The sequence below is a fragment of the Vibrio sp. 378 genome (assembly GCF_033339435.1).
Map to the genome: position 1 here is coordinate 1 of NZ_JAWOUO010001124.1, position 529 is coordinate 529.

Genomic DNA, 529 nt, shown 5'->3' on the forward strand with positions numbered 1-529 from the left:
AAGTCTCTATTGGGCAGGCGTTAGAGTGGGTCGACTATTATTGGGTGTACACCTTTGCTTTTTTTATCGGCTTTAGTACGACCATTGCTGAGCCTTCATTGATTGCAGTGGCCATCAAAGCCAATCAAGTGTCTGGTGGCAGTATTAGTGTAAATGGCTTACGAGTTGCGGTTGCTTTAGGCGTAGCGATAGGTATCGCGCTTGGCAGCTATCGTATTGTGGTGGGCGACCCGATTCATTACTACATCATTGCGGGGTATATCGTCGTGGTGATTCAAACCTTTTACGCGCCTAAGTTGATCATTCCACTTGCCTACGATTCAGGTGGTGTCACCACCTCTACCGTGACAGTGCCTTTAGTGACGGCGCTTGGGTTGGGCCTAGCGTCAACTGTGCCAGGCAGGAATCCGATGATTGATGGCTTTGGGCTTATCGCCTTCGCCAGTTTGTTTCCAATGATATCCGTAATGGGGTATGCGCAAATTACTCAGTGGCTTAATAAAGACACCTCGGAGGACGAAGAAAATGC

General features: G+C 48.6%; 1 protein-coding gene. It reads left to right on the forward strand.

All coding sequences use genetic code 11. From position 1 onward, the window contains the following. The coding region (locus R7Q48_RS30720) for a DUF1538 domain-containing protein (protein WP_318134200.1) at positions 1–529 on the forward strand (529 nt) is incomplete at both ends.